The sequence below is a fragment of the Streptomyces filipinensis genome (genome assembly GCF_014649495.1).
Lineage (GTDB): Bacteria > Actinomycetota > Actinomycetes > Streptomycetales > Streptomycetaceae > Streptomyces > Streptomyces filipinensis.
Window position 1 is genome coordinate 124,399 of sequence record NZ_BMTD01000001.1, and the last position, 16,977, is coordinate 141,375.

At 70.3% G+C, this 16,977-nt stretch carries 18 protein-coding genes; 11 read left to right on the forward strand and 7 right to left on the reverse strand.

Going from position 1 to position 16,977, the window contains the following annotated elements; genetic code table 11:
* Positions 1 to 283: 283 nt before the first annotated feature.
* The 7 genes from IE244_RS00490 (at position 284) to IE244_RS00515 (ending at position 6,736) form a co-directional block, all read left to right on the forward strand.
* Positions 284 to 1,720 (forward strand): amino acid permease, encoded by a 1,437-nt coding sequence (locus IE244_RS00490; protein ID WP_191870622.1) that lies wholly within the window; start codon positions 284 to 286, stop codon positions 1,718 to 1,720.
* A gap of 145 nt (positions 1,721 to 1,865) precedes the next feature.
* Complete coding sequence (locus IE244_RS00495; RefSeq protein ID WP_031159517.1) at positions 1,866 to 2,288, forward strand: M67 family metallopeptidase; 423 nt, start codon at positions 1,866 to 1,868, stop codon at positions 2,286 to 2,288.
* 79 nt (positions 2,289 to 2,367) lie between these two features.
* Positions 2,368 to 2,463 carry a putative leader peptide gene (locus IE244_RS43100; protein ID WP_342448257.1) on the forward strand — a complete coding sequence of 32 codons (96 nt, stop codon included), beginning with the start codon at positions 2,368 to 2,370 and terminating at the stop codon, positions 2,461 to 2,463.
* A gap of 93 nt (positions 2,464 to 2,556) precedes the next feature.
* On the forward strand, positions 2,557 to 2,835 hold the full coding sequence (locus IE244_RS00500) for a MoaD/ThiS family protein (protein ID WP_191870623.1): 279 nt from the start codon (positions 2,557 to 2,559) through the stop codon (positions 2,833 to 2,835).
* 17 nt (positions 2,836 to 2,852) lie between these two features.
* Positions 2,853 to 3,803 (forward strand): PLP-dependent cysteine synthase family protein, encoded by a 951-nt coding sequence (locus IE244_RS00505; RefSeq protein ID WP_191870624.1) that lies wholly within the window; start codon positions 2,853 to 2,855, stop codon positions 3,801 to 3,803.
* Positions 3,804 to 4,078: 275 nt separating this feature from the next.
* Positions 4,079 to 6,148, forward strand: a complete 2,070-nt coding sequence (locus IE244_RS00510; protein ID WP_191870625.1) for a putative Ig domain-containing protein — start codon at positions 4,079 to 4,081, stop codon at positions 6,146 to 6,148.
* A 132-nt stretch (positions 6,149 to 6,280) separates the two neighbouring features.
* Positions 6,281 to 6,736: a hypothetical protein gene (locus tag IE244_RS00515; RefSeq protein WP_191870626.1), complete on the forward strand. Its 456-nt coding sequence runs from the start codon at positions 6,281 to 6,283 to the stop codon at positions 6,734 to 6,736.
* Between the two features lie 27 nt (positions 6,737 to 6,763).
* Here IE244_RS00515 and IE244_RS00520 read toward each other — a convergent pair whose 3' ends face one another.
* The gene (locus tag IE244_RS00520) at positions 6,764 to 7,222 is read right to left on the reverse strand and encodes a type II toxin-antitoxin system PemK/MazF family toxin (RefSeq protein ID WP_191870627.1); all 459 of its coding nucleotides are present in this window, start codon (positions 7,220 to 7,222) and stop codon (positions 6,764 to 6,766) included.
* 214 nt (positions 7,223 to 7,436) lie between these two features.
* On the opposite strand from IE244_RS00520, the gene IE244_RS00525 reads away from it, so the two are divergent.
* On the forward strand, positions 7,437 to 8,189 hold the full coding sequence (locus IE244_RS00525) for an MBL fold metallo-hydrolase (RefSeq protein ID WP_191870628.1): 753 nt from the start codon (positions 7,437 to 7,439) through the stop codon (positions 8,187 to 8,189).
* An 83-nt stretch (positions 8,190 to 8,272) separates the two neighbouring features.
* Here IE244_RS00525 and IE244_RS00530 read toward each other — a convergent pair whose 3' ends face one another.
* Both IE244_RS00530 and IE244_RS00535 read right to left on the reverse strand, forming a co-directional pair.
* Positions 8,273 to 9,523 carry a PTS transporter subunit EIIC gene (locus IE244_RS00530; RefSeq protein WP_191870629.1) on the reverse strand — a complete coding sequence of 417 codons (1,251 nt, stop codon included), beginning with the start codon at positions 9,521 to 9,523 and terminating at the stop codon, positions 8,273 to 8,275.
* Positions 9,524 to 9,656: 133 nt separating this feature from the next.
* Positions 9,657 to 10,973 carry a PTS transporter subunit EIIC gene (locus IE244_RS00535; protein ID WP_191870630.1) on the reverse strand — a complete coding sequence of 439 codons (1,317 nt, stop codon included), beginning with the start codon at positions 10,971 to 10,973 and terminating at the stop codon, positions 9,657 to 9,659.
* A gap of 185 nt (positions 10,974 to 11,158) precedes the next feature.
* Between IE244_RS00535 and IE244_RS00540 the strand changes: the two genes are divergently transcribed.
* The 3 genes from IE244_RS00540 to IE244_RS00550 all read left to right on the forward strand — a co-directional run bounded on the left by IE244_RS00540 (position 11,159) and on the right by IE244_RS00550 (position 12,704).
* On the forward strand, positions 11,159 to 11,392 hold the full coding sequence (locus IE244_RS00540; protein WP_191870631.1) for a PTS sugar transporter subunit IIB: 234 nt from the start codon (positions 11,159 to 11,161) through the stop codon (positions 11,390 to 11,392).
* Positions 11,393 to 11,478: 86 nt separating this feature from the next.
* Positions 11,479 to 12,216, forward strand: coding sequence for a ribonuclease PH (gene rph, locus IE244_RS00545; RefSeq protein WP_031159534.1), 738 nt, complete (start codon positions 11,479 to 11,481; stop codon positions 12,214 to 12,216).
* A gap of 95 nt (positions 12,217 to 12,311) precedes the next feature.
* On the forward strand, positions 12,312 to 12,704 hold the full coding sequence (locus tag IE244_RS00550) for a hypothetical protein (RefSeq protein ID WP_191870632.1): 393 nt from the start codon (positions 12,312 to 12,314) through the stop codon (positions 12,702 to 12,704).
* A 104-nt stretch (positions 12,705 to 12,808) separates the two neighbouring features.
* Here IE244_RS00550 and IE244_RS00555 read toward each other — a convergent pair whose 3' ends face one another.
* The 4 genes from IE244_RS00555 to IE244_RS00570 are packed head-to-tail and all read right to left on the reverse strand — an operon-like array spanning position 12,809 to position 16,154.
* Positions 12,809 to 13,558 carry a DUF1707 SHOCT-like domain-containing protein gene (locus IE244_RS00555; RefSeq protein ID WP_191870633.1) on the reverse strand — a complete coding sequence of 250 codons (750 nt, stop codon included), beginning with the start codon at positions 13,556 to 13,558 and terminating at the stop codon, positions 12,809 to 12,811.
* Between the two features lie 9 nt (positions 13,559 to 13,567).
* Positions 13,568 to 14,536, reverse strand: a complete 969-nt coding sequence (locus IE244_RS00560) for an ABC transporter ATP-binding protein (RefSeq protein WP_191870634.1) — start codon at positions 14,534 to 14,536, stop codon at positions 13,568 to 13,570.
* A 3-nt stretch (positions 14,537 to 14,539) separates the two neighbouring features.
* Positions 14,540 to 15,316, reverse strand: a complete 777-nt coding sequence (locus tag IE244_RS00565; protein WP_191871364.1) for an ABC transporter permease — start codon at positions 15,314 to 15,316, stop codon at positions 14,540 to 14,542.
* Positions 15,317 to 15,353: 37 nt separating this feature from the next.
* Positions 15,354 to 16,154: an ABC transporter permease gene (locus IE244_RS00570; protein ID WP_191870635.1), complete on the reverse strand. Its 801-nt coding sequence runs from the start codon at positions 16,152 to 16,154 to the stop codon at positions 15,354 to 15,356.
* Positions 16,155 to 16,977 lie beyond the last annotated feature (823 nt).

Genomic DNA, 16,977 nt, shown 5'->3' on the forward strand with positions numbered 1-16,977 from the left:
AATCCGGATAACGATCCCGTCACCGTTGCGGCCTGGTTTGGCGCATTCAGGCGTTGTTTGTCCGCTTTTACCTGTGCGGTGCGTCACACTCACCTCCGGTGATCAATATTGCGGCCGTGATAAATCTTCACGACCGCCCGGCCCGCACCACCCATGTGCAGCCGGGTGCGCCACCGAGCCGACGACCGTCGGCCAGGCAACAGCTCCAGCAATCCGGGGGGATCGAAACCCGATCCGAGGCCGACGAAAGGCCCGGGTCGGCATGGAGAAAGGCGCACCACACATGACCTCAGCGCAGGTCGACCAGCATCGCGACGGCAACGAGGCCGTGCGGGCAGAGGACAGCGAGGGCGGCGAGGGGTATCAGCGCGGGCTCGGATCCCGCCAGATCCAGATGATCGCCATCGGCGGTGCCATCGGAACCGGCCTCTTCCTCGGCGCGGGCAAGGGCATCTCGAAGGCCGGCCCCAGCCTGATCCTGGCGTACGCCGTCGCGGGCCTCGTGATCTTCCTGATCATGCGGGCGCTCGGCGAGCTGCTGATGTACCGCCCGGTGTCGGGTTCGTTCTCGGAGTACGCGCGCGAGTTCATCGGCCCCTTCGCGGGCTTCGTGACCGGCTGGACGTACTGGCTGTTCTGGGTGGTCACCGGCATCACCGAGGTCACGGCCGCGGCCGCCTACATGACGTACTGGTTCGACATCCCCCAGTGGGTCTCGGCCCTGATCTTCACGATCGTGCTGTACGCCGCCAACCTGATCTCCGTGAAGCTCTTCGGTGAGCTGGAGTTCTGGTTCTCCATGGTCAAGGTCACCGCGATCATCGGCATGATCCTGATCTGCGCCGGCATCCTGACGATCGGCTTCTCCGACGCCGGCGACACCGCCTCCGTGGCCCACCTGTGGAACGACGGCGGCTTCTTCCCGCACGGCGTCGGCAACACCCTGATGACCCTGCAGATGGTGATGTTCGCCTTCCTCGCCGTCGAGCTGGTCGGTGTCACCGCGGGCGAGTCCAAGGACCCCAAGAAGGTGCTGCCGAAGGCGATCAACACCGTGCCGTGGCGCATCGCCGTCTTCTACGTCGGCGCGCTGATCATGATCCTGTCGGTCGTGCCGTGGACGAACTTCCACCCGGGTGTCAGCCCGTTCGTCGCCGCCTTCCAGAAGATGGGCCTCGCCGCCGGCGCCGGCATCGTCAACTTCGTCGTGCTCACCGCCGCGCTGTCGTCCTGCAACTCTGGCATGTACTCCACCGGCCGCATGCTGCGCGACCTGGCGCTCAACAGCCAGGGCCCGAAGTTCTTCACCAAGCTGACGCGCAGCGGTACGCCGCTGGTCGGCACCACGTTCTCCGCCGCGCTGATGCTGGTCGGCGTCTGGATCAACTACCAGTGGCCGGGCAAGGCGTTCGACTACGTCGTCTCCTTCGCGACCATCTCCGGCATGTGGGCCTGGATCGTCATCCTGCTCTGCCAGATCCGCTACCGGGCGAAGGCGAACCGCGGGCTGCTGCCGCAGAGCGAGTTCCGTGCACCGGGCGCGCCGTACACGAGCGTCTTCGCCCTGCTGTTCATCCTCATGGTGATCGTGCTCATGGGGATCGACAAGGACGCCCGGGTGTCGCTTTACTGTGCTCCGCTGTGGGCCGCGATCCTCGGCGTCTCCTACTGGCTGCTCAAGCGCCGCAACCCGGAGGCCGCGGCCTTCCGCAAGCGCTGACCGGGCGACAAGCCACCGGAAAGGACGTCCGGCCGTCGGGAGCTCTCGTGGCGCCCCCGGCGGCCGCCGCTCAGGACGTCCACCATATGGGCCGTCCCGTACCATCCCTCGGTACGGGACGGCCCCTCTGCTTATGCTGGCCGACATGCTGACCATCACCCAGGCCCTGTACGACCAGATCGTCGCCCACGCGCGCAAGGACCACCCCGACGAGGCGTGCGGCGTCGTGGCGGGCCCGGCGGGCTCGGACCGCCCCGAGCGCTTCATCCCGATGCTGAACGCGGCCATGTCGCCGACGTTCTACGAGTTCGACTCGGGCGACCTGCTCAAGCTCTACCGGGAGATGGACGACCGCGACGAGGAGCCGGTGGTCATCTACCACTCCCACACGGCCACCGAGGCCCGTCCGTCCCGCACCGACATCTCCTACGCCAACGAGCCCGGTGCCCACTACGTCCTGGTGTCCACCGCCGACACCGACGGCCTCGGCGAGTTCCAGTTCCGCTCCTTCCGGATCGTGGCAGGTGAGGTCACGGAGGAGCAGGTCACCGTGGTGGAGGCCTACTAGTCTCGCGCATCGGACCAAAAGCGTCCGGCATACGGAATCACACTCCGGGACACGGACCGGGAATCGTTACGATGAGCGCATGGTTCTGACAGACGTGAGCGACAAGACGCCGAGCGTGCTGCTCGTGGCGCGGCTGCACGTCGACCTGTGCAGGCTGAACAGCGCCATCTGTTGACGTTCCCCGCCGCCGTACGGCCGTGAGCCGCGGCGCGCGGTCGCGTGCGCGCGCACCGAATCGACGAACCCTTTCCGACAGGAGCCCACCACCATGGCCATCGAGGTCCGCATCCCGACCATCCTCCGCACGTACACCGACGGTCAGAAGGCGGTGGAGGGCAGCGGAGACACCCTCGCCGAGCTGTTCGCCGACCTCGAGACCCGGCATGCGGGCATCCAGGCCCGCATCGTGGACGGCGACCAGCTGCGCCGCTTCGTGAACGTCTACCTGAACGACGAGGACGTCCGCTTCCTGGACGGCATCAACACCAAGCTGTCCGACGGCGACAGCGTCACGATCCTGCCGGCCGTCGCCGGCGGCATGCGCTGATCGGCGCCTGAGCAGCGATGCGCTACGACTCCCCGCTGGCCGCGGTGGGCAACACCCCCCTGGTGCGCCTGCCGCGGCTGTCGCCGTCCCGCGACGTCCGCATCTGGGCCAAGCTGGAGGACCGCAACCCCACGGGCTCGGTCAAGGACCGCCCCGCCCTGCACATGATCGAGCAGGCGGAGAAGGACGGCCGGCTCACCCCGGGCTGCACCATCCTGGAGCCCACCTCCGGCAACACCGGCATCTCCCTCGCCATGGCGGCCAAGCTCAAGGGCTACCGCATGGTGTGCGTGATGCCGGAGAACACCTCGCAGGAGCGCCGGGACCTGCTGGGCATGTGGGGTGCCGAGATCATCTCCTCGCCGGCGGCGGGCGGCTCCAACACCGCCGTGCGCGTGGCCAAGGAGCTGGCCGCCGAGCACCCCGACTGGGTGATGCTCTACCAGTACGGCAACCCGGACAACGCGGGCGCCCACTACGCCACGACCGGCCCCGAGATCCTGGCGGACCTCCCCTCGATCACCCACTTCGTCGCGGGCCTCGGTACCACCGGCACCCTGATGGGCGTCGGCCGGTACCTGCGCGAGCACAAGCCGGACATCCGGATCGTGGCCGCCGAACCGCGCTACGACGACCTGGTGTACGGCCTCCGGAACCTCGACGAGGGCTTCGTGCCCGAGCTCTACGACGCCTCCGTCCTCACCACCCGCTTCTCGGTCGGCTCGGCCGACGCGGTCACCCGCACCCGGGAACTCCTGCAGCAGGAGGGCATCTTCGCGGGCGTGTCGACCGGCGCCGCCCTGCACGCGGCGATCGGTGTGGGCCGCAAGGCGGTCAAGGCGGGGGAGTCCGCGGACATCGTCTTCATCGTGGCCGACGGCGGCTGGAAGTACCTGTCCACCGGCGTCTACACGGCGGCCACCACCGAGGAGGCCATCGAGACGCTGCAGGGCCAGCTCTGGGCGTAACACCGCCTTAACCTGCCTCAAGTGGGCGCCAGCCCCCTCCCTAGAGGGGGCTAAGCCATTCCTATGGCCAGGCAAAGAAAGGCGCCCGGCACTGCCGGTCCCGCCCTGCCCGGAGCTACGTTCCTCCCCGCACCCTGACATGTCACGCTCATCCGGCGGGCTGTGTCAGGGGTCTGCGAATGTCATGCTCATGACTGCGCGGTCTCGCCGCCGCTACGCGCGTCACGGGCCTGCCAATCCAGTGCGCATCCCCACGTCAACGGAGGCAGTACCCCATGCGTGAGTCACGTCCGAGCCGGCGGAGACGGAGTCTGCGAAGACTCGTCGCCGTCGCCTTCCCCGCCCTCGCCCTCACCGTCGCCGGGCTCGTCGCGGCGCCGGCAGCCGGGGCCCGGCCCGCAGCGGCCCACCCCCCCACCTCCAAGGTCACGCAGAACAACAAGGCGCTGACCGCCCCGGGTCGGCAGACCTACCACTCCACCGGCAAGGCCGGCCAGAAGGTCCCCACGACCCGTCTGTGCGCCACCGCCCTGCCGGGCCACGCGTCCTGCTTCGCCCAGCGCCGCACCGACATCAAGCAGCGCCTCGCCTCGGCGCTCGCCGCCGCGGCACCCTCCGGCCTCTCCCCGGCCAACCTGCACAGCGCCTACAACCTGCCCACCACGGGCGGCTCCGGCATGACGGTCGCCATCGTCGACGCCTACAACGACCCCAACGCCGAGTCGGACCTGGCCACGTACCGGTCCACGTACGGCCTGTCGTCCTGCACCAAGGCCAACGGCTGCTTCAAGCAGGTCAGCCAGACCGGCTCCACCACCTCGCTGCCGACCAACGACAGCGGCTGGGCCGGTGAAGAGGCCCTCGACCTCGACATGGTCAGCGCGGTCTGCCCGAACTGCAGCATCATCCTGGTCGAGGCGAACTCCGCGAACGACTCCGACCTCGGCATCGCCGAGAACGAGGCCGTCTCGCTCGGCGCCAAGGTCGTCTCGAACAGCTGGGGCGGCTCCGAGTCCTCCTCCCAGACCACCGAGGACACCCAGTACTTCAAGCACCCGGGCGTCGCGATCACCGTCTCCTCCGGTGACTCCGCCTACGGCGCCGAGTACCCGGCGACCTCCCAGTACGTGACCGCCGTCGGCGGCACCGCGCTCACCACCGCCTCCAACTCCCGCGGCTGGTCCGAGTCGGTGTGGCACACCAGCTCCACCGAGGGCACCGGCTCCGGCTGCTCCGCCTACGACGCCAAGCCGAGCTGGCAGACCGACACCGGCTGCTCCAAGCGCATGGAGGCCGACGTCTCCGCGGTCGCCGACCCGGCCACCGGCGTCGCGGTCTACGACACCTACGGCGGCTCCGGCTGGGCGGTCTACGGCGGCACCAGCGCCTCCGCCCCGATCGTGGCCGGCGTCTACGCCCTGGCGGGCACCCCGGGCTCCGGCGACTACCCGGCGAAGTACCCGTACCAGCACACGGGCAACCTGTACGACGTCACCAGCGGCAGCAACGGCTCCTGCTCCACCTCGTACTTCTGCACCGCGACCGCCGGCTACGACGGCCCGACCGGCTGGGGCACCCCGAACGGCACCGCCGCCTTCACCGCCGGCTCCAGCAGCGGCAACACGGTGACCGTCACCAACCCCGGCAGCCAGTCCACCACCACCGGAAGCTCGGTCAGCCTCCAGATACAGGCCAGCGACAGCGCGGGCGCGGCCCTCACCTACAGCGCCACGGGTCTGCCCACCGGGCTGTCCATCAACAGCTCCACCGGACTGATCTCCGGTACGGCGTCCACCGCGGGCACCTACCAGGTCACCGTCACCGCGAAGGACTCCACCGGCGCCTCCGGCGCGGCCTCCTTCACCTGGACCGTCGGCTCCGGCGGGGGTGGCGGCTGCACCTCCTCCCAGCTGCTGGCGAACCCGGGCTTCGAGTCGGGCAGCACCGGCTGGAGCGCGAGCAGCGGCGTCATCACCAACGACTCCGGTGAGGCCGCCCACAGCGGCTCCTACAAGGCCTGGCTCGACGGCTACGGCTCCTCGCACACCGACACGCTGTCCCAGTCGGTGACGATCCCGGCCGGCTGCAAGGCCACGCTCACCTTCTACCTGCACATCGACACCGCCGAGACCGGCAGCACCGCGTACGACAAGCTGACCGTCACCGCCGGTTCGACCACCCTGGCGACGTACTCGAACGTCAACGCCGCCTCCGGGTACGCGCAGAAGACCTTCGACCTGTCCTCGCTGGCGGGCCAGACGGTCACCCTGAAGTTCAACGGCGTGGAGGACTCCTCGCTGCAGACCAGCTTCGTCGTGGACGACACCGCCCTGACGACCGGCTGATCCCCCGCGAGAGCGGACAAGCGGTCCCGCACGCGGAAACCCTCCGCGTGCGGGATCCTTTCGTCGTGCTGGTACGTCACATCTGCACCAGGCGGCCGACCCCGTGCGGCCACGGCAGAAAGGCGAAATCCCATGCGCCGTACGACGACGTCCCTCGCCCTCGCGGCGGCAGCGCTTCTCCTCGCGGGATGCGGCTCGCACAGCGGCACCGACACCGGAAGCGCCGGCAAGCCGTCGGCGCCGGCCTCCTCCGCACCGGGCAAGGGCGGCTGCGCGGCCCTCGTCCAGCTCAAGGCCGCCGACAGCGGCCGTACCGTGTGCGTGGCCAAGGGCGGCGAGGTCCGCCTCGCCCTGGACGGCACCAAGTCCCGCCCGTGGAAGCCGGTCGCGGCCGCCGGCACCGCGCTGAAGGGCATCAACGCGGGCTTCGTCATCCAGCCGGGCCAGGCCACGGCCGCGTACCAGGCGGTGGCGCCCGGAACGGTGAAGCTGACGTCGTCCCGCCCGCTGTGCGCCCAGCCGACGGCCTCCGGCCAGGTCTCGTGCAAGGGCATCCAGGAGTGGACGGTGACGGTGAACGTGCGGTGACCGCCCCGCGCCCCTACATGGCGCGCCCTAACCCGCCAGGTGCCGTACCTGGTCCCACAGGACCGGGTCGACCACACCGACCCGGCGCCGGAAGTAGCCGACCGGTACCTCGCGCAGCTCGTCGGTCTCCAGGAAGCTGGGCCTGCCCCGGGCGTCGCCGACCGCGCCCGGGGGCAGCGGGATCACCCCGGCCCGCTCGTCGTGGTACTTACTGGTGATCTTCGCGACCGTGGCCCGGTTCCCGCGCACCGCCAGCACCAGACAGGGCCGGTCCTTCACCTCGGCGCGGTCCTCGTAGGGGACGTCCGCCCACCAGATGTCCCCGGGGACCGGCCGGGCGGCCTGCGCCCGGCGCGTTCCTGGGCGGCCGGGCGGCCTCAGGCGGCGCCCGCCGGGCCGGCGGCCGCGTCCCCAGCCGTCGACGAGCGTGGCGACCAGGGCGAGGAGTACCACCGCCGCGAGCGCCAGCCACCAGGACGTGTCCATACGACGACGTTACCGGCGCGCGCTGAGGATCGCGCGCCCTCTTCGTATCCTTCTGCGCCCCGGGTCCAGCCGAACCGGTGACAGCACAGGTGAGTTCGCCCACAACGGCCCCTGGCGGAGGAGCGACCCGCGCTTTTGCGCCTTACGCTCGACGCACCGCACGACCCCCGTTTCCTGCCCTTTTGATCTTTCCGCCAACGGAGGTTTCTGCTTCATGAAGCTCACCGTCGTCGGCTGCTCGGGGTCGTTCCCGTCCGCGGAATCGGCCTGCTCGAGCTACCTCGTCCAGGCCGACGGCTTCCGGCTGCTTCTCGACATGGGCAACGGCGCCCTCGGCGAGCTGCAGCGTCACTGCGGTCTCTACGACCTCGACGCGATCTTCCTGAGCCATCTGCACGCCGACCACTGCATCGACATGCTCGCCTACTTCGTCGCGCGCTACTACCGCCACGACGGCGGCCGCTGTGCCCCGATCCCGGTCTACGGCCCCGAGGGCACCGAACACCGCCTGACCACGGCCTACGCCGACACCCCCTCCGCCTCGTCCATGAGCGAGGTCTTCGACTTCCACACCGTGAAGCCGTCCACGTTCGAGATCGGCCCCCTCACGGTGCACACCGAGCGGGTCCGCCACCCCGTGGAGGCGTACGCCATCCGCATCGAGCACGGCGGACGGTCGCTGACGTACTCCGGCGACACGGGGGTCAGCGAGGCGCTGGACGAGCTGGCCCGGGACACCGACCTGTTCCTGTGCGAGGCGGCGTTCACGCACGGCAAGGAGAGCATCCCCGACCTGCACCTCAACGGCAGGGAGGCGGGTGAGTCGGCGGCCCGCGCGGGCGCACGCCGCCTGGTCCTCACCCACATCCCGCCGTGGACCGACCCGCAGGTCAACCTCCGCGACGCCCGTGCGGTCTTCGGCGGCCCGGTGGAACTGGCCGCGCCGAGGCTGACGTACGAGATCTAGCAGGCCGCACAGCGCAAAGCCCCGGAACCTCCATCGGTTCCGGGGCTTTCGCGTGCTGTGAAGGGGTGCGTTCCAGCGGAGCGCTACGCCTTGGTGAGGTCCTCGACCTCCTCCTCGGGCTCGCGGCCCGGGGTGGGGAGGTTGAACCTGATGATCGCGAAGCGGAAGACCGTGTAGTAGACCGCCGCGAAGACCAGGCCGATGGGGATGATCATCCAGGGCTTGGTCGCCAGACCCCAGTTGAGGACGTAGTCGATCGCGCCGGCCGAGAAGCTGAAGCCGTGGTGCACGCCCAGCGACCAGGTCACCGCCATCGACACCGCGGTGAGGACCGCGTGGATCGCGTAGAGCAGCGGGGCGATGAACATGAACGCGAACTCGATCGGCTCGGTGATGCCGGTGACGAACGAGGTCAGGGCGAGGGACAGCATCATGCCGCCGACGGCCTTGCGGCGCTCCGGGCGGGCGCAGTGGGTGATCGCCAGGGCGGCGGCCGGGAGGGCGAACATCATGATCGGGAAGAAGCCCGTCATGAACTGGCCGGCGGTCGGGTCGCCGTGGAAGAAGCGGGGCAGGTCACCGTGCCACAGGGCACCGGCGGAGTCCTTGTAGCTGCCGATCTCCTGCCAGGCCACCGTGTTCACGAACTGGTGCATGCCGATGGGCAGCAGACCGCGGTTGATGAGACCGAACAGGCCCGCGCCGACCGCGCCGAGGCCGGTCATCCACTTGCCGAAGTCGGTGATGACGTTGCCGATGGGCTCCCAGATCAGACCGAAGAGCACACCGACGCCGGTGCCGATGAAGGCCATCAGGATGGGGACCAGCCGGCGGCCGTTGAAGAAGCCCAGCCAGTCCGGCAGCTTGGTGCGGTGGAAGCGCTGCCAGACGACGGCGGCGATGAGGCCCATGACGATGCCGCCGAGCACCTTGGGGTCGTTGTACGTGGCGGGGATGTCCGCGCCCTTGGTTATCTTCGCCTCGGTGATCGGGAACGCGGTCAGCACGTTCTTGTACACCAGGAAGCCCACGAGCGCGGCCAGCGCGGTGGAGCCGTCGGCCTTCTTGGCGAAACCGATGGCGATACCCACGCAGAACAGCAGCGGCAGGTTGCTGAAGACGGCGTCGCCGGCGGTGGCGAACACGGCCGCGACCTTGTTCCAGCCGAGGCCGTCCTTACCGAACACATCGTCCTGGCCGAGACGCAACAGGATGCCCGCCGCCGGGAGCACGGCGATCGGGAGCTGCAGGCTGCGGCCGACCTTCTGAAGGCCCTGGAACAGGCCGGATCCCCGCTTCTTCGCGGGAGCCGCCGTGGCGGTGGCGGTGCTCATGGATGGTTCCTCCATCGGTGGTGGTCTACACCACTCAGTGGTGTAGACCTGTTGTAGCACGATGAAGGCGGGATAAGGAACCACGAAATCCGCTACCGCAACGCTACGCGGCGTGCCGATGTGCTAAGGGGGTTCAGGCCTTGGTGACGTCCTCGACCTGCTCCTCCGGCTCGCGCCCCGGAGTCCTCAGGTCGAACCGGGTGATCGCGAACCTGAAGACGGCGTAGTAGACCACCGCGAAGCACAGGCCGATCGGGACGATCAGCCACGGCCGCGTCGCCAGGCCCCAGTTGATCACGTAGTCGATGAGGCCGGCCGAGAAGCTGAAGCCGTCGTGCACCCCGAGCGCCCAGGTCACCGCCATCGAGACACCCGTGAGCACGGCGTGGACCGCGTACAGCGCCGGGGCGATGAACAGGAACGAGTACTCGATCGGCTCGGTGATGCCCGTGACGAACGACGTCAGCGCCACCGACAGCATCAGGCCGCCGACCTCCTTGCGGCGCTGCGGCCTGGCGCAGTGGGTCATGGCCAGCGCGGCCGCCGGCAGCGCGAACATCATGATCGGGAAGAACCCGGAGGTGAACTGGCCCGCGTGCGGATCGCCCGCGAGGAACATGTTGATGTCGCCGTGCACCGGCGTGCCGCCCGGCGGCACGTACGTCCCGAACTGGAACCAGATGGGCACGTTCAGGAACTGGTGCAGCCCGATGACGAGCAGCGCGCGGTTGGTGACGCCGAAGATGCCCGCGCCCCAGGCCCCCGCGTCCCGCAGCCAGTGGCTGAAGCTCTCCAGGCCGGCGCCGACCGGCGGCCAGATCCACAGGCACAGCGCCGCGAAGGCGATGCCGACGAACGCCATGATGATCGGGACGAGCCGGCGGCCGTTGAAGAAGCCCAGCCAGTCCACCAGCCGGGTGCGGTGGAAGCGGGCCCAGAAGAAGGCCGCCAGCAGACCCATGACGATGCCGCCGAACACGCCGGGGTTCTGGAAGGTGAACGGCGTCACCGCACCGCTCCCCGCGCCCACGCTCACCTGGCAGCCGATGTCCGGCAGTGCCTTCGAACCACCCGGGCACGCCTGGGGGAACTGGTGCAGGACGCCGTAGTAGACGAGGAAGCCGGCCACCGCCGCGAGCGCCGTCGAGCCGTCCGACTTCTTCGCCATGCCGATCGCGACGCCCACGCAGAACAGCAGCGGAAGGCCGAGGGAGCCGTCGAGCAGCGCGCCGCCCGCCCCCTTCATCACCTTCGACGCGACCGTCCAGTCCAGGCCCTGGCCGCCGAAGACGTCCGGCTGCCCCAGCCGGTTCAGGATGCCCGCGGCCGGCAGCACCGCGATGGGCAGCTGGAGACTGCGGCCCATCTTCTGCAGCCCTTGGAACAGCCGGTTCCAGCGCTCCCGCGCCGGGCTCACCGTGCTGTCCGCGGGTGCGCTCTCGGCGCTCATGGGCGTCCTCCCGGCCACTCGACTCAGGCGCGGTTTGGCGACCGTCCCCCCTGTGGTGTAGACCAGTTGGCGGACGGTTCCGCTGTCGTGATCGCCATCATTCGGCACGCGCGGCATGACCGCTCGCGAAGATGGGCCAACTGTGGGTTACTGCGACAAAGCGGTTCGGATCAGGGAGAAGCAACATGGCCAGCAAGGCTGAGAAGATCGTCGCCGGCCTCGGCGGCATCGACAACATCGAGGAGATCGAGGGCTGCATCACCCGGCTGCGCACCGAGGTGTCCAACCCCTCGCTGGTCGACGAGGCCGCCCTGAAGGCCGCCGGCGCCCACGGCGTCGTCAAGATGGGCAGCGCCATCCAGGTCGTCATCGGCACCGACGCCGACCCGATCGCCGCGGAGATCGAAGACATGATGTGAGACCCCGTCCGAGCCGGGGTCACCTGTAAGGGGCTCTTCCCGACGCGGGAGGAGCCCCTTTCCCGGCTACGGCTAGGCTCATCGGCATGTCTCGCATCGACGGCCGTACGCCCGAACAGCTCCGCCCGGTCACCATCGAACGAGGATGGAGCAAGCACGCCGAGGGCTCCGTCCTCGTCTCCTTCGGCGACACCAAGGTCTTCTGCACCGCCTCCGTGACCGAAGGCGTCCCGCGCTGGCGCAAGGGCAGCGGCGAAGGCTGGGTCACCGCGGAGTACGCCATGCTCCCCCGCGCCACCAACACCCGCGGCGACCGCGAGTCCGTCAAGGGCAAGATCGGCGGCCGGACCCACGAGATCTCCCGGCTCATCGGCCGCTCCCTGCGCGCCGTCATCGACTACAAGGCGCTCGGCGAGAACACCATCGTCCTCGACTGCGACGTCCTGCAGGCCGACGGCGGCACCCGCACCGCCGCCATCACCGGCGCCTACGTCGCCCTCGCCGACGCCGTCGCCTGGGCCCAGGGCAAGAAGCTGATCAAGGCCGGCCGGCAGCCGCTCACCGGAACCGTCAGCGCGGTCTCCGTCGGCATCGTCGGCGGCGTCCCGCTGCTCGACCTCCGCTACGAGGAGGACGTACGCGCCGAGACCGACATGAACGTCGTCTGCACCGGCGACGGCCGCTTCGTCGAGGTCCAGGGCACCGCCGAGGCCGAGCCGTTCGCCCGCGCGGAACTCGACGCCCTGCTGGACCTCGCCGTCGCCGGCTGCGGCGAACTCGCCGCCCACCAGCGCGCCGCCCTGGAGGCCACGCTCGCAAAGTAAAGGGCAGACCAACAAAACAGGTGCGCGCGGGCAACCCGCGCGCCCTCCCCGTCGTCCTAGCTACGGACAGCCTTACCAGGGGAGGGAACACCACCATGGCCGTCAGCCGACGCCGTCTCACCGCCGTCGCCGCCGTGGCGCTCGCCGCGCTCACGACCGGGCTCACCACCGGCTGCGACGCCGTGAACAAGGCGCTGGACTGCGTCCAGACCGCCGACTCCATCGCCGACAGCGTCACCGACCTCCAGCAGGCCGTGGAGAACGCCGCGAAGGACCCCGGCCAGGCCGACGCCTCCCTCGACTCCATCGAGAAGAACCTGCGGAAGATCGGCGACAAGACCGACAACGCCGATGTCAACAAGGCCGTCGACGACCTCGACAAGGCTGTGGACAACGTGCGTACGGCCATCAAGAACGGCGACAGGACACCGGACGTCGGCCCGGTCACGGACGCCGCCGGCGAACTGACCAAGGGCTGCACGAAGTGACCCGGGGGGCGCGGGGCCGCGGTGACACGCGGCCCTGAGCGCGCGGGCGCGACCGACCGCGACGGGCCCACGGCGCACGACGGGCCCGCAGCCGGCGACGGCGCTCAGTGCCCCCGACGCCGCTCCCGCTCCTCGTACCGCTCCTCGCGGCGCGCCCGGTGCAGCTCGCGGCGGGACTCCCTGCGCTCCAGCCGCTCCTGACGGCGCTCTTCCTTCAGGCGTTTCTGCTCCGCCCGGGTGACCTTGCGTTCCACACCGACCCCGCCCCAGAACGCGAGCCCGCTGATGACCACCCGCGGCGCGCCCGGCTCGGGCGGTCCGCCGTCCCTCGGGTGCTCGAAGCCGCCCATGATGCCGATGCCGCGGACGACCACATCGACCCCCGGCGGCACGGTGACCTGCATCCCGCCCATGATCGCCACACAGTTGATCTCGACCTCGTGGTCCGCGAAGTTCGCCTCACGCAGGTCGATCTCACCGCCGCCCCAGAACGCGAAACAGTTGAACCGCCTGGGCACCGTCCAGCGGCCCTTGCGCTCGAACCCCGACATGATCGCGATCGCGCCCGTCGAGGAACCCTCGCCCCCGACGATCCGGTCGGCCCAACCGCCGCTCTGCGCCGGGGCCTTGGTGAAGGACACGGGGGCGTGCGACGCCGCGGCGCCGGCCGCCGGCAGGTCGCGGGTGAGCGGCGCCAGTTCGCCGTACGTGCGCGCCTTGTAGGCCGCCTCCAGCCGCTCCTCGAACTCCTCCATGTCGAGCCGGCCCTCGGCCAGAGCGTCCCTGAGGACCTCGGCGACCCGCTCACGGTCGGCGTCGGCGGCCCGGAGGTCCGGACGTGCGTCGTCGGTCATGGCAGAAGCCTACGAGACCGCCCTCTCCGCGTACATCTTCGCGATGACGGCCTCGATGTCCGGCTCCCGCACCGACAGGTCCACCAGGGGGTACTCCGCCGCGAGATGCGCCACGAGCGGCGCCGCCGACTGCCCCGCCGGGAACGCCAGCCACTGCCGCGGCCCCTCCACCCGCACCACCCGCGCCGACGGCACCCGGACCGGCGGCAGTTCCCGCTCCAGGTCCACCACCAGCGTCCGCTCGCTCTCCCCTGCCTCGTGCAGCCCCGCGAGCGGACCGTCGTACATCAGCCGCCCGTGGTCGATCACCATCACCCGCGAGCACAACTGCTCGATGTCCTGCAGGTCGTGCGTGGTCAGCAGCACGGTGGTGCCGCGCTCGGAGTTCAACTCCCGCAGGAACCCGCGGACCTTCGCCTTCGACACGACGTCCAGACCGATCGTCGGCTCGTCCAGGTACAGCACCTCCGGGTCGTGCAGCAGAGCCGCCGCGATGTCCCCGCGCATCCGCTGACCGAGCGACAGCTGCCGTACCGGCACCTCCAGCAGCTCGCCCAGTTCGAGGAGTTCGACGCAGCGGTCCAGGTTCTCCCGGTAACGGGCGTCCGGGATCCGGTACATGCGGTGCGCCAGCCGGTAGGAGTCGATCAGCGGCAGGTCCCACCACAGGGTCGTACGCTGCCCGAAGACCACCCCGATCCGGTGCGCCAGCCGCCGGCGCTCGCTCGACGGGTCGATGCCGGCCACCCGCAGCCGCCCCGCGCTCGGCGTCAGGATCCCGGTCAGCATCTTGATCGTCGTCGACTTCCCGGCGCCGTTCGGCCCGATGTACCCGACCATCTCCCCGCGCGCCACGGTGAACGAGATCGAGTCCACCGCCCGCACCTGACGCCGCTCCCGTTTCAGGAACCCCGTCTTCCTCCGCACGTCGAAGACCTTCTCGACCCGCTCCAGCACGATGAAGTCGCCGTCCGCCATCTGTCAGCTCCCTGTGCTCCGGTACGAACGAAGTCCCGCCCGCCAGGCCAGCCCCGCCAGCGCACAGCACCCCACCGCCACCAGCGGCGAGGCGAACGCCACCCACCGCGGCAGCCCCAGCGGATACGGCCGCCCCAGCACATAGGTCGCGGGCAGCCAGTTGACGAAGGCCAGCGGCAGCACGAACGTCACCCCGCGCACCAGCTCCTTCGCGAACACCGTCGGCGGATACTGCAGCAGCGCCCCGCCGCCGTAGGTGAAGGCGTTCTGCACCTCCGAGGCGTCCTGCGCCAGGAACTGGAAGGCCGCCCCCGCCACGAACACCGCGCAGAAGATCCCGCAGCCGCTCACCAGCATCACCGGCATCAGCAGCAGCTTCAGCGCCGTCCAGTCGACGTCCAGCCGCGACAGCGACCAGCCCAGCACCAGCAGGCCCTGCGTCACCCGGCCCAGCCGCCTGAGCGCGAACTGGTCGGCCGCCACCTGCGCCAGCACCGGCGCCGGGCGCACCAGCAGCGTGTCCAGCGTGCCGTCGCGCACCCGCCGCCCCAGCCGCTCCATCGACCCGATCACCAGGTCGGCCAGCCCGAAGGCGGTACCGGACACACCGTAGAGGAAGGCCACCTCGGGCAGCGACCAGCCGCCGAGGGCGTCGACCCGCGAGAACATCAGCAGGATCCCGACGAAGTCGAAGAAGGTCGTCGCGAAACTGCCGAACGTCGTCATCACGAACGAGGCGCGGTAGGCCATCGTGGACCGCACCCACATCCCGGCGATCATCAGATAGGTCCGCAGGCCCTCCCGCACCCGGCCGGTCTCACCCACCCTGGACCACCACCTGCCGTGTCGCCGCCGACTGCACCAGCCGCCCCGCGCCCAGCAGCACCACCGCCCACGCCCCCTGGAAGAGATACGTGCCGAACGGATCCGCGTGCCCCAGCAGGATCTGCGCCGGCGCCTGGAGCAGCGAGGACCACGGCAGAGCCCGTACGACCTCGCCGAGCGCCCCCGGGAAGACGTTCAGCGGCAGCAGCATGCCCGAGCAGAAATAGCCGGCGAGCCATGCCATCTGCGTCACCCCCATGCCGTCCATCAGCCAGAACGCGCTCAGCGCCACCAGGTACCGGATCCCGAACCCGACGAGCATCGCCAGCAGCACGGCGACGAGGAAGGCGATCCAGGTGCCGACGTCCCGCGGTAAGTACACGGGGAAGCACAGCGCGCCGAAGAGGAAGGGGACCACCCCCCGTCCCAGCAGCTGGAAGAACGCCCGGCCCAGGTCCGTCGCCAGCCACCACAGCTGCAGGTCGGCGGGCCGGTACAGGTCGATCGCCACGTCCCCCGTACGGATGCGTTCCATCAACTCGTTCTCGACGCCCCCGCCGCCGATCGCGAGCGTCGCCAGCAGGGCCTGCCCCAGCCACACATACGTCACGACCTGCGACTGGTCCCACCCGCCCAGGTGTGGTCTCTCGTCCCACAGGGCGCGATACCCGTAGACGAGGATCAGCCCGAAGACCGTGTTCGTGAACACCCCTGCCGCAGTGGCGGCCCGATACGTCGCGTACCGTCTGAATCCCCCCGCCGCGACGGCCCCGTACAACCGTCCCGTGCCCACGCCAGTCAACCTCCCTGGACCGCTCGACACCGAAGCGCAGGAGCCTAGTCCCGGGGTCCGGCTGTCGGCCACGCAATATTCGTGCCCGAAGCGTGCCGGGATCCGGGAACGGAACGCCAGGTGCGAGAGTCTTCAAACGGGGGGCGCAGAAGCGTACGAGGCGTACGGGAACGTACGACGCGAAACAGGAGTCCGTGCACGACATGAGCGACGAGCCGCAGCCGCAGCAGCCGAACGAAGGCGTGCCGCCGAAAAAGCCGCTGCCGGCTGAAGGGCCCGGTGACCCGGGGGGCCGCGACGCGCCGGCCACCGGCACGGTCAGGGGGACCGGCAGGCCGACACCGCCCGAGCAGCCCGGCGCACCGGCACGGCCCGAGGGGGCCGCCGACGACCGGAGGCCCGGGGACGGCCGTACGGGTGACGGGGCGGTGCCGGTCACGGCGGACCGTTCTGCCCAGGAGCGGACGGCCTCCATGGCCCGAGCCCGCCAGGCGGCCCGAGGCGGCCGCACGGACGAGCCGACGCCCGCACCGGGTTCCGACGGGGCCCGGGCGTCCGCCACGGCCCCCGCCGGGGCGTCCACGCCGCGTCCCGCCACCGGCGCACCGACGCCCCGCGAGAACACCGGCTCCGACGCCCCAGCACCTCGCGGCGACTCGGACTCGGACGGGGCTTCGGCGGCTCGCGGCGGTTCGGGCTCTGGTGATGGCCGCGCGGCTCGCGAGGGTTCGGCTTCCGGTGGCGGTCGGGGGCCCCGCGGGGGCTCTGATTCCGGTGGGGCTTCGGCGTCCGACGCGGCCCCCGGCGGGGCTGCCGGCGTGCC

What these genes read in the sequence shown, in the direction of transcription:
- IE244_RS00520 (WP_191870627.1), bottom strand. Translation starts at nt 7,222, where the DNA reads ATGGACACGTCCTGGTGGCTGGCGCTCGCGGCGGTGGTACTCCTCGCC.
- IE244_RS00540 (WP_191870631.1), top strand. Translation starts at nt 11,159, where the DNA reads ATGGCCAGCAAGGCTGAGAAGATCGTCGCCGGCCTCGGCGGCATCGAC.
- IE244_RS00555 (WP_191870633.1), bottom strand. Translation starts at nt 13,558, where the DNA reads ATGACCGACGACGCACGTCCGGACCTCCGGGCCGCCGACGCCGACCGT.
- IE244_RS00525 (WP_191870628.1), top strand. Translation starts at nt 7,437, where the DNA reads ATGAAGCTCACCGTCGTCGGCTGCTCGGGGTCGTTCCCGTCCGCGGAA.
- rph (WP_031159534.1), top strand. Translation starts at nt 11,479, where the DNA reads ATGTCTCGCATCGACGGCCGTACGCCCGAACAGCTCCGCCCGGTCACC.
- IE244_RS00490 (WP_191870622.1), top strand. Translation starts at nt 284, where the DNA reads ATGACCTCAGCGCAGGTCGACCAGCATCGCGACGGCAACGAGGCCGTG.
- IE244_RS00500 (WP_191870623.1), top strand. Translation starts at nt 2,557, where the DNA reads ATGGCCATCGAGGTCCGCATCCCGACCATCCTCCGCACGTACACCGAC.
- IE244_RS00510 (WP_191870625.1), top strand. Translation starts at nt 4,079, where the DNA reads ATGCGTGAGTCACGTCCGAGCCGGCGGAGACGGAGTCTGCGAAGACTC.
- IE244_RS00560 (WP_191870634.1), bottom strand. Translation starts at nt 14,536, where the DNA reads ATGGCGGACGGCGACTTCATCGTGCTGGAGCGGGTCGAGAAGGTCTTC.
- IE244_RS00550 (WP_191870632.1), top strand. Translation starts at nt 12,312, where the DNA reads ATGGCCGTCAGCCGACGCCGTCTCACCGCCGTCGCCGCCGTGGCGCTC.
- IE244_RS00530 (WP_191870629.1), bottom strand. Translation starts at nt 9,523, where the DNA reads ATGAGCACCGCCACCGCCACGGCGGCTCCCGCGAAGAAGCGGGGATCC.
- IE244_RS00565 (WP_191871364.1), bottom strand. Translation starts at nt 15,316, where the DNA reads ATGATCGCCGGGATGTGGGTGCGGTCCACGATGGCCTACCGCGCCTCG.
- IE244_RS00535 (WP_191870630.1), bottom strand. Translation starts at nt 10,973, where the DNA reads ATGAGCGCCGAGAGCGCACCCGCGGACAGCACGGTGAGCCCGGCGCGG.
- IE244_RS00515 (WP_191870626.1), top strand. Translation starts at nt 6,281, where the DNA reads ATGCGCCGTACGACGACGTCCCTCGCCCTCGCGGCGGCAGCGCTTCTC.
- IE244_RS00505 (WP_191870624.1), top strand. Translation starts at nt 2,853, where the DNA reads ATGCGCTACGACTCCCCGCTGGCCGCGGTGGGCAACACCCCCCTGGTG.
- IE244_RS00495 (WP_031159517.1), top strand. Translation starts at nt 1,866, where the DNA reads ATGCTGACCATCACCCAGGCCCTGTACGACCAGATCGTCGCCCACGCG.
- IE244_RS43100 (WP_342448257.1), top strand. Translation starts at nt 2,368, where the DNA reads ATGGTTCTGACAGACGTGAGCGACAAGACGCCGAGCGTGCTGCTCGTG.